The organism is Paenibacillus eucommiae, from assembly GCF_017874215.1.
In the GTDB taxonomy this organism is placed as follows: domain Bacteria; phylum Bacillota; class Bacilli; order Paenibacillales; family NBRC-103111; genus Paenibacillus_AI; species Paenibacillus_AI eucommiae.
Genome location: NZ_JAGGLB010000018.1, coordinates 56,079 through 66,582, shown reverse-complemented (window position 1 = coordinate 66,582; position 10,504 = coordinate 56,079). Strand labels below are relative to the sequence as shown.

General features: G+C 49.0%; 5 protein-coding genes. 3 read left to right on the top strand and 2 right to left on the bottom strand.

The annotated features are described in order from the left end of the window. The first annotated feature begins 69 nt into the window (after window positions 1-69). Window positions 70-1,158 (top strand): CDP-glucose 4,6-dehydratase, encoded by a 1,089-nt coding sequence (gene rfbG, locus J2Z66_RS23740; RefSeq protein WP_209975062.1) that lies wholly within the window; start codon window positions 70-72, stop codon window positions 1,156-1,158. 24 nt (window positions 1,159-1,182) lie between these two features. Here the strand turns inward: rfbG and J2Z66_RS23735 are convergent, their stop codons facing one another. After that, on the bottom strand, window positions 1,183-2,160 hold the full coding sequence (locus J2Z66_RS23735) for a ketoacyl-ACP synthase III (protein WP_209975060.1): 978 nt from the start codon (window positions 2,158-2,160) through the stop codon (window positions 1,183-1,185). A 312-nt stretch (window positions 2,161-2,472) separates the two neighbouring features. On the opposite strand from J2Z66_RS23735, the gene J2Z66_RS23730 reads away from it, so the two are divergent. Both J2Z66_RS23730 and J2Z66_RS23725 read left to right on the top strand, forming a co-directional pair. After that, a complete protein-coding gene (locus J2Z66_RS23730; protein WP_209975059.1) occupies window positions 2,473-4,356 on the top strand; it encodes an adenylate/guanylate cyclase domain-containing protein in 1,884 nt (627 codons plus the stop codon). 152 nt (window positions 4,357-4,508) lie between these two features. Then, entirely contained in the window at window positions 4,509-5,057 is a 549-nt protein-coding gene (locus J2Z66_RS23725) for a general stress protein (RefSeq protein WP_209975056.1), read from the top strand. Between the two features lie 850 nt (window positions 5,058-5,907). On the opposite strand, the gene J2Z66_RS23720 is transcribed toward J2Z66_RS23725, so the two are convergent. Continuing rightward, window positions 5,908-10,488 carry a DEAD/DEAH box helicase gene (locus J2Z66_RS23720; protein ID WP_209975054.1) on the bottom strand — a complete coding sequence of 1,527 codons (4,581 nt, stop codon included), beginning with the start codon at window positions 10,486-10,488 and terminating at the stop codon, window positions 5,908-5,910. Window positions 10,489-10,504: the final 16 nt, after the last annotated feature.

Genomic DNA, 10,504 nt, shown 5'->3' with positions numbered 1-10,504 from the left:
AAATACGAGGGAGGAGTGTGTGACCATGACCTCTTTTGATGATCAAACGGATAGAAGAATGGGAGGCCAATGATCGATCCTTCATTTTGGCAGGGCCGTAAAGTATTTATTACTGGACATACGGGTTTTAAGGGCTCTTGGCTCAGTCTCTGGCTGCAGGACATGGGAGCTGAAGTAACCGGTTATGCGCTTCATCCGCACACTACGCCATCCATGTACAAGCTGTGCAAGCTGGAAAAGCTAGTTTCAACGTATTATAAGGATATTCGTGATATGGAGTCGCTGCGAAAAATTTTGTTTTCAGTAAAGCCCGAAATCATTATTCATATGGCGGCGCAAACGCGGATTAGAGAATCTTATCGGATTCCTTGGCAAACCTACGATATTAATGTGATGGGTACAGCTAATTTACTTGAAATCGTAAGGGAGCTAAGCTTAACTTATTCCTGTGTCAGGGCTGTCATTAATGTGACTATAGATCAGTGCTATGAGAACAAAGCCGGGAAAAAGCATTACCGGGAGAGCGATGCATTAGGAGGTGGCGACCCTTATTCCAACAGCAAAGCTTGTGCAGAGCTGCTGATCTCAGCGTACAGGAGCTCATTCTTTCATCCAGAGTGTTATAGCGAGCATCAAGTAGCGATTGCATCAGCGAGAACGGGGAATGTAATTGGCGGCGGAGATTGGTCAAAGGATCGGTTAATTCCAGATATATTAGATTCTCTAGGGAAAGCTGGAAAGGTACAGATTCATAACCCAAATACGGTACGGTCCTGGCAGCATGTACTAGAACCATTGGGAGGCTATCTGCTTTTGGCACAAAAATTACTTCAGGATGGAAAGCGATTTGCAGATGGGTGGAATTTCGGCCATTCCGATGGCAATGCGAAAACGGTGGGATCGATTGTAAAGCTTTTGTGTTCAGGGTTTGGAAAAATGGCTGCTTTTGACTTGGTAACGAACGAACAGCCTCCTGAGAAGCCTTATGTAAAGCTGAATAGTTCGAAGTCAAAGCTGGAGCTGGGCTGGCAGCCGAAATGGAACGTCAAGCAAGCGATCGATAAAATTTTGGAATGGGATCAGGCATACCGTAACGGCGAGGAAATGAGAGAGGCCTCCTCCCGGCAAATTCGGGCGTATATGGGGGAGGAAGCATAAGCGAAAGCTATTGGAAAGCGGAACTTATCCCCAGCGAAGTATCAAGCCGGCGTGTGTCAGTCCTCCCCCAAAGCCATATAGAAGCAGGCGGTCGCCTTTCATAAGCTTTCCCTCTTTGATGCCAAGGTCGAGAGCAAGTGGAATGGAGGCTGCTGATGTATTCCCATAATAGACAAGGCTGTATAAAGTTTTCTCGAAGGAGATTCCGCTGCGCTCGCAGATGGATTCGATCATCCGAAGGTTTGCGCTGTGCGGGATGAACCAGTCAATAGCTTCTGTGTTCAATCCGCTCTGCTGCAGCAAGCTTTCAATGCCCTGAGGCACAACGGTTAAGGCAAATCTATAAACCTCTCGTCCATTTTGCACAAGCTTTCCTTGACCTGACAACTCTTCGCCGTTCATGATGCTGGATAGTCCGGTTCTATATACATGTTTCCCCCCATGACCGTTGGAGCCGAGTACATGAGTGATAAATGAAGGATAAGCATCGTCCCTTTCTACAAGCACAGCTCCAGCGCCATCACCGAATAAAATGCAGGTAGAGCGGTCGGAATAATCTGTGATCTTGGACAATGTGTCTCCAGCAATGACGAGGATTTTGTTGTGAAGTCCGGAGCTTATAAGTCCGTTTGCCATATGCAAGGCATAAGTAAAACCGGCGCAAGTCGCATTTAAATCAAGAGTGCCAGCAGCCGAAATATCAAAATGCGCTTGAATCAGGCAGGATGTTGACGGAAAAGGAAAATCCGGCGTATGGGTGGCAACTAGAATAAAGTCAATATCGCTCAAATCCACTTGATACCTGTCGACCATATCCTGAACAGCCGCTATACAAAGATGGCTCGTGTATTCATGCTCAGCGGCAATCCGTCTTTCTTTAATACCACTTCTTTGCACAATCCATTCATCATTTGTTTCAACCATCTGCTCCAGATCCTCGTTGCTTAGCACTATGGCCGGTACATAAGTACCAATAGCCGTTACCCGCGCGCTGGAATACATATCAAGACCCCCTCATTCAAATAGCAGGCTATACACATAAAAAGCAGGCAGCACAGAAGATAAATCCATTCGATTACCTACGGAAAAAAGAGAACAAATTTTTAGTATCAAATAATAGTACCAGGTACTAAAATTAGTTTATAACTTTTAACACTTCTTGTCAACGAAAGATATAGGAAAGATACAGCAAAGAAAAATAATATATAAGCGCGTAGCGAAAAGGAGTTGTTACAGCCACTACCGAAACTAACAACAGAATACTAACAATATAATACTAACCGATCCCGGCATGAGTCAGAGGAGTGTAAGGATATGAATTGGCCCGCAAAAAAGTACAAAATTGAACATATATTTGGGCTGCCGCGGCATAAAGTCTGGGAGCTTCTGAGTGATACGAACCACTTGAACAAAATGATTGGTCTCTTTAACGTCCAGATGGTTCTTCCTTCTATAGGTAATGGAGGGCTGCTGCGGGAAATGCTGGCCAAGGTGGGAGGCCTAATTCCGATGCGGTGGAACGAAACTCCCTTTCAATGGGAGAAAAATACCTACTATTCTGTTATCAGAGAATATAAGGATGGTCCTTTACAACGTTTCTATGGCGGGATTGAGCTTAGCGATGCAAAAGGAGAGAATGGTGAACCGGCGACTTTAGTACGGTTGTTCAGCGAGTTTACACCTGCTAATGCACTTGGAGTAGCTGTTATTCCCATAACTGGCGCTGGTTCAATGCGTAAGGTTATTAAATATTTGGAGCAGTATTTGAAGCTTCTGGAGCTAGGAAAAAGTGAGCAAAAGCCACAAGCAGCTCCTGGATCGAGCATTCATACACAAGAACTGGACCGATTAATAGCAGAGCTAAAAAAAATGCCGGTGCATCCCGAACTGACCGAATCTTTGAAGCAGCATTTGCAAAATAGCGGTGACGATGAAGTGGTGGATATGCATCCTTATCAGCTTGCTCCTATCTGGGGCACATCAAGGGAAGAGGCGCTGAGGCTGTTTTTATATGCCACAAAAGTAGGCATTACCAACTTGAGCTGGCATCTAATTTGTCCGAATTGCCGGGTTTCCAAGTCACAGGTAGAGACCTTGTCGAAGCTTTCCGTCCAGTTCCACTGTGATTTTTGTGGAATCAATTATGAAGCCAATTTTGATCGCTATGTGGAGCTTTGCTTTACCGTTCATTCGACTATCCGGAGTGCGAGAAAGGAACTGTTTTGCATAGGTGGACCGATGTTGACGCCGCATATTTATGCCCAGGCTTATTTACAGCCGGGAGAAAGCACGGAAATGGTCTATCCGGGCACAAGCGATCAATATCGTTTAAGAACACTTAAATCGAATCATATCGTCAGGTTTAATAGTCGCCTTTCATCACAAGTATCGCCACCATCACCATCACCATCATCGCTTGGGTCATCCTATGGGAACAATGAATTGTTTTTCTCAGAAACGGGTTGGTCAACCCGGCAGCTGGACGAGCCTGAAGCGGGAACTGTTCTTCAAATCATCAATAGAGGCACTACGGAAATTGCCATTGCTTTGGAGAAGTGTGATTGGACAGATGAGAAAGTAACGGCCGCCAAAGTAACGACGATGCATGAATTCCGGGGGATGTTTTCCTCCGAGGTGCTTGCGCCCGGTCAGCAGGTTGGGGTGGAGAGTGTAACGCTATTTTTTAGCGATTTGCTTGGTTCTACTGCTTATTACGAGGATGTCGGAGATGCGCAGGCTTACGGGAAGGTGAGGCGTTATTTCGATTTTTTGCTAGAATGGATTCACCTGAATCAAGGCACGCTTGTAAAAACAATCGGTGATGCTGTCATGGCTATATTTGAAAAGCCTGAGCATGCTGTGCAAGCAGCATTGGATATCCAGAGGCATGTAGACAGTTTCAATATGTCATTTCTCGATAAGAGTCCTATTGTGATCAAAATAGGGCTGCATCACGGTCCCGCGATTGTGGTTACTTCCAACGAACGGCTTGATTATTTTGGCCGGACAGTTAATATAGCGGCAAGAATTGAAGGGCTCAGCCGCGGCGGCGATGTCATCATTAGTGATGAATGCAGGAATTATGAACAGGTCAGACGGCTTCTTGAAGGCAATCATATTAAGCTGGAGACGTTCTCTTCTTCGTTGAAAGGGATCGATGAGGAAGTCCCATTGACTCGCATCCAAATTATCAAATGAAGCAGAGATGCTTCGTTTTTTTGATTTCAGGGTAAGTAATAAACAAGTCAAAAAAATCATAATTAAGCAAACATTTTAGACGATTGTTTATAATTTTTATGAAAAAAGTTTGCCAAACAAAATTTCTACAAAATGCTAAGGAGGTAATATCCATGAACGAAAAGAAAATTGTTGGCGTGTTTCACACAGAAAATGAGGCCATTAATGCGATCGAAGGTTTGAAGCAGCAGGGCTACAGATCAGAGGATATTTCCGTTATTGCAAAAGATAGAGATGAGGTATCCGCGGTCACCGAGACGACTGGATCTAAGGCACCGGAAGGTTTGGCTACGGGAGCTGCGGCAGGCGGTGTTTTAGGAGGAGTGACGGGGCTGTTGGCAGGTATCGGTGCACTGGCTATTCCAGGGGTGGGCCCTATTATAGCAGCCGGACCTATTGCCGCGGTTTTAACTGGAGCAGCAGTAGGAGCTGGCACCGGAGGCCTGGTAGGTGGATTAATAGGACTCGGCATTCCAGAGGATGAGGTCGAAATTTACAACAACTACGTGAAAGAAGGAAATATTCTGGTGCTTGTGGATTCCCATGCAGAACGTGATCCCCATGCATACAATACGTTCCGGACTAACAATTCATTGAATGCCAGCTCCTATGAATCTTATGAGCCCTATGAGACGGATATTAATACGAATAGAAGACTGTAATAGACAGCTGAAATGGAAGTTATGAAAGATGTGTATAGATATGATAACTAAATAGATAGTTAAATAGTTAAGTAGATCAACAGGACACTCCATTTTGGGGTGTTTTTGTTTTTTGTTATGTTTTTATTCGCGTATAAGTTTTTTGGGGGAAGCTTGGAGGGAGCAGTTTCTATATTTACAGTGGGATTTTGCATTGACACCACTTTACAGTGATATATCATTACAGTGATAAAGTGACCGATAGTGCAATTAATACTCGAAGGAATCAGAAAGGAAGCGTCGTTTTCCCTACCGTCACTATCCCTTTTCCTCAGGAGAGCAACCTCTGCTGGCAGTCCGTATGAGCTGGCATGTCGTGTTCGGCATTTTCAAGCTGAGAGGGAGGGGATTTGGGAGGAAGAATGATAATAAGCAGCCCGCCCACCTCCGAAATGTAGCGTGGGCTTGACTTAACGATGTATTTCATCGCTAAAACGGGACAGATGGCCTTTAAGGGTAGATAAAAGGGATTTTAACGATGGTTTTCATCGTTAAAGTGAGGATGTGGAGACGACCTGTTACTTTTAGCGATGAAAAACATCGCTAAAAGTAACAGATCCTTACAGGTCATCATCCCCGGCTGAAATACCTGCAACTTTACATCTTTTTGGGCCATATGTTCGCTGAAAAGTAATAATTCCTGCACTTATGCAGGCTTCAAACAGTTTGTTTTGCACGCAAAGCTTAGGGGGGCTTGCCTTGCCCAGCCTTATCTGCCTTACCCTGCCTTACCTTAGGTGTCCTGCCAGATACAAAGAAAGTGCAAGGCGGGTAATCTGAATGACAAAGCAGAGCAACTTCTCTTAATTGATCAGCCCAGTTGGCTAGGCCAAAGAACAAAGCTGTTTCTGTCGCGCTCGGCTCCAAGCTGTTCCAAATATTCACGCTGAGGGGCTTCAGTAATTTTGGTTCCATTCCATGCTTCGACCACGATTTTGCGCAGGCTTTGCTGACGCAGGCATAGTTGGAAAATGGTTCTGAGCTCTTCTTGAATATGGAGGGTAGAGGAGTCAGATAAGGCAGATAAATTAGAGAAATTTGATAAGTTAGTCACACGATCAAGATAACCTAGATAATCAAGATTATCTAGGTTATCTTGATTATCTTGCTCCGCGGACGAATCCTTCGGCGTTTCTTGGTTTAACTGATCCATGCGATAAATGCGCCTGCCATTATTTTCGATCCAGTAGATCCATTGGCTTCCCTTAAGAACTAAATAGTTGTTGGCTTTACGGGAGAAGGATATTCCTGTTTCAGTAGGCCAGGGAAGCATCAACCCGAATGGGTTGGCAGGATCTACGGAAGGCAGCAGGATAAGCCCGTCTGTATGGTTTAGTGATGTGGGCTGCTGCAGGGAAGACAGAAATTCCTTGGTAGTAAATTGAAGCTGCGGTAATGTCTCAATGAAAAGACCCCGTACAACGATACCCCACTCCTCGAATTGCTTTAGCACCTGTATGATTGTGTCCCACGAAAAGGGAGAAAACGCCGCTACAAGATCTTTAGTAATAATGCCGTACCGTTCCAGCAGATGATGCGTCCATTTGACGGCGGACTCTTCTGCATTGTAGGCGGGTGTCGGTTCTTCAAAGGCATACCAGCGCCCTAGCCCGGAATGGAATTTATCGTTTTTTTTGTTCCCGCCTTGCGCATGCAGGCGAAGTGGAGAGAACTGATCATTGGCGGCGTGGCCCTCCCATACCAGCTCCAGCAGCTCGCTTAGCAGCAGGGAAGGTTGTTGATCCGTCTCAATAGCCAGCTTGCTCAAGAAGCGTGCTCCGCGCTCACGAAGCAGAGCCAGAAGTGCGGGGTGGGCACTTTCTTTTTTTACTGGTATGAAAGGCTCGAAGAGCAGGGAGCTTTCCGCCAGGAAAAAAGCGATTCTGCCTTCTTTTTCCTCAGGATCTTTACGTCCCACCCAAAAAACCTCACCAGCCGCGCACATTTGGTCGAGATCCTGTTTTTTGTAAGCAGGCATACGTGCCGGAAAAAGTACTGCTTCCCATAAGGAGAGCGGTAGAAAAAATCCCTCCAAATTGCGAATCACATCACGGAAGGAATCTCCTTCGTTTGAAGAACCTTTCAGCGCCGCTCCCCGGGATAAAACAGTTGTCAAACCTTGGCGCAGCAGCAGATGCTGCAAATAAACGAGTGGAGACAGGGCCTCGCGGTTGCGGCGGTATGCCTGAAGGGACAGGCGGATCAGCCGCGAAGCTACTTTCGTGCTTGACCAGAGCGCCTCCGTCTGGGAAATGGCAAAAGGGGCTTGCTGCAGAAAGCCTTGCTCGACCCCGGCTTGAATCCATGCAGTGACAATTTCTGCGGGAAGTCCATATCTATCAGCCAGCTCGGCTGTTGTAAAGGACAGCCTGTTTTCTGTGTAACGTTTGAGAATAAAGAGCCTGGCACTCTCTGAGGTGGAAAGGACTGCATAGAGCTCGGATTCGTCTTTACAAGCATAACGGGTGTCTCCCGGAAATGGCAGTGATACTATCGAATGCTGGCTGAGAAGCTCATTCAGCCAGCCCTTAGTAGGCTCTCCTGCGAAGGAGCGAAGCTCCGCCAGTGACATATCCCCCCGTTCCTTGAGCTGCCTTAGCAGGTCAGCGGGGCTTTGTGCAGGCTGATCAGAGCCCTCCAACCGCTGCTCTTCAGCTTTGATCACTTCGGGATCGACAGCTTGCTTAAGCGCTTCGGTTCCGAACAGCTCACCAGCGATTTGCCGGCTAAAGCCCATCAGCTCCAGCTGCAATTCACGCGTAAGCCCATCAGACTCATACAGCTTGGAGCTTGTGTAATCGAACATGAACTGACCGGCAAGCGGAGACGGAAAGTGATTGCGGTGGATGGCTATATGCGTATGCTTGAGAGCGATGCTGGTAAGTAACTGTTTGACATTCGTAATATCCAAATGCTCTTCGATGCATTCCCGCATCGTTTCCTGCAGCAGTGGAAAATCCTCTTTATAAGGCATTGCTTCCTTCAGCAGCTCTTCGCTGCGCAGGCGCTTTTTCCAGGCAGGCATGCGGGTAAAGCTGCGGGAGAGCAGCAGCGAGGTTTCCGCTAAACGGCGAAATACTGCAGGAAACATCGACGATTCTGCGATGGCATCAATGATTAACCGTTCAGCCTGCCCGGCTGTCAATGAAAGGATCGTCTGGATAATAACATCGCTATCATTCGGAAAAATAAGCTCGATCCCGTTATCCTTGGCGTTCGTGAAGATGGGCGGGCAGTTTTTGTGTCTGAGCTTTTTATCAATGGCCATCAGCCATGTCCGGTTGAAGATGCGCCCAAAAAGGCTGTGCAGCACAACATGTGTCTGGTTGTGCTCATCCGCATATACCTCAATGACTACGGTCTGATCTGTAGGGACTGTATTCACAGCAAGCTGGCTATGTATTAAATTGAGCAGGCTGCGGCCTGCTTCAGCATCAAAAGCATATTCGGTGCTCAGCCATTCCAATGCGTCCAGGTCCCTCTGGGTTCTCGCTGCCGAAGGCTGCCCGTCGCCGCCAAGAGATTCCCCGCTTCCAGCCTGAAGCCGCTGGCTCAGCTCCCGCCACAGCTCGCCGGTTTGCCTGCCGAGCTCATACGATCTGCCTCCGGCTTCCCCGCGCCAGAAGGGGATCTCGCTGTAACGGTTTGCGGATTCGGCGACATAGACGCGGTCATGCCGTATACGGACGATGCGCCACGAAGCGGTACCGAGCTGAAAGACGTCGCCTACAGACGACTCGTGTACAAATTCTTCATCGAGCTCGCCGAGATGAAGACTGGTTTCGTTGTGATGCACGGGGAAGGCCGTGCTCTGAGGGATGGTTCCCGCCCCGATGAGCGCAGCCATCGGGGTAGCAGGCAGGCGCTGCAGCAGGCCGGTATCGCGGTCCCAGGTGAGGAGCGGACGCACGAACGGGAAGAAGCCGGCCAGCACCTGCAGCATCGCCGTCAGGCGCTCGGGCGGCAGTGTACAGTAGCTGTCGCTTTGCGCCAGCATGCGTTCGAGCCGCGCGAGATTCCAATCGTCGTCCATGGCCACCATGGCGACGATTTGTTGGGCAAGGACAGCAAGTCCATTACGCGGAATGCGGATGGCCTCGATGTCCCTGTTCTTGATGCGCCGGCTGAGCACGGCGAGCTCCGGCAGCAGCCCGCGGCTGCGCGCCAGCAGCACGCCGCGGCTAACGTCGCCGACGGCGTGGCCGGCACGGCCGATGCGCTGGATGCCGGAGGCCGCGCTGAGCGGGGAGTCGATCTGGATGACCAGATCGACATGGCCGACGTCGATGCCGAGCTCCAGCGACGAGGTAGCCACGAGGCAGCGGAGCTCGCCCGCCTTCAGCTGGCGCTCGACCTCGAGCCGCTTTTCGCGGGCTACGCTGCCGTGATGAGACCTTGCGATTTCATGACCGACATGGTCGTTCAGCCGCAAGGTTAGCCGCTCACAGAGCCTGCGGCTGTTCGCGAATACAAGTGCAGTCCTGCAGCCTTCCATCAGCTGCAGGATCCGCTCGACAAGCGGCGTCCAGACCGCCTCCTTGTCGCCGCGATTAAGCGCTGGTTCCGGCATTGTCACCAGCAGTTCGTAGCGTTTGTCGGCGATGCTCTCGACAATCGCTACCTTACGCGGCTGGTCATTCTCCCAGCCGCCAAGGAATTGCGCCACGCTCTCGATCGGCTTCTGGGTGGCAGAAACGCCGATCCGCTGCACGGGCCGGCCGCACCAGACCGCAAGCCGCTCAAGCGTCAGCGATAAATGCAAGCCCCGCTTGTCCGCTGCCAGGTCGTGGATTTCATCCACGATAATCTGCTCCACGGTTTTCAGGATCTCGCGTGCCCGCGGTGAAGTGAGCAGCAAATAGAGTGACTCTGGCGTAGTCACTAGCAGATCAGGTGGCTGCTTCAGCATCGAAGCGCGGGTACTTCTGCTCGTATCTCCTGTGCGGACAGCTACGGAAATACCCGCCCAAGCATGGCCGGGCTCCTTACTCCCGGCTTCCACCGGCATATGAATGGCAGTGTGTTCAATCTCTTCCAGAAAGCGAAAAAGATGCTGCTCAATATCATTATTAAGCGCTTTAAGCGGCGTTACATACAGTACCCTAACTCCGGGTTTATAGCCGAAGCTTTTGTTTTTCGTGCTGTTTTCTAACCTGTTTTCGGAACTGCTTTCCAAGAAGGAAAGCTTGCTTTTGGCAATTCGGTCCAGACAGGGTAGCAGAGCGGCTAACGTTTTGCCTGAACCGGTAGGTGATGAGATGAGTGTGTGTGAACCTTCCCCAATTTGCCTCCAGGCCTCAATTTGAACAGCAGTCGGTTTCTTGAAATGCGCTATGAACCACTTTTCCAAAACGGGATGAAATCCGTATTCTTGAATTCCAGCGTCAGCCATAAGCCAGATCAGCTCC

Bases quoted from the DNA above. Each gene is read 5' to 3' on its own strand.
- rfbG (WP_209975062.1), top strand. From the start codon at position 70: ATGATCGATCCTTCATTTTGGCAGGGCCGTAAAGTATTTATTACTGGA.
- J2Z66_RS23735 (WP_209975060.1), bottom strand. From the start codon at position 2,160: ATGTATTCCAGCGCGCGGGTAACGGCTATTGGTACTTATGTACCGGCC.
- J2Z66_RS23730 (WP_209975059.1), top strand. From the start codon at position 2,473: ATGAATTGGCCCGCAAAAAAGTACAAAATTGAACATATATTTGGGCTG.
- J2Z66_RS23725 (WP_209975056.1), top strand. From the start codon at position 4,509: ATGAACGAAAAGAAAATTGTTGGCGTGTTTCACACAGAAAATGAGGCC.
- J2Z66_RS23720 (WP_209975054.1), bottom strand. From the start codon at position 10,488: ATGGCTGACGCTGGAATTCAAGAATACGGATTTCATCCCGTTTTGGAA.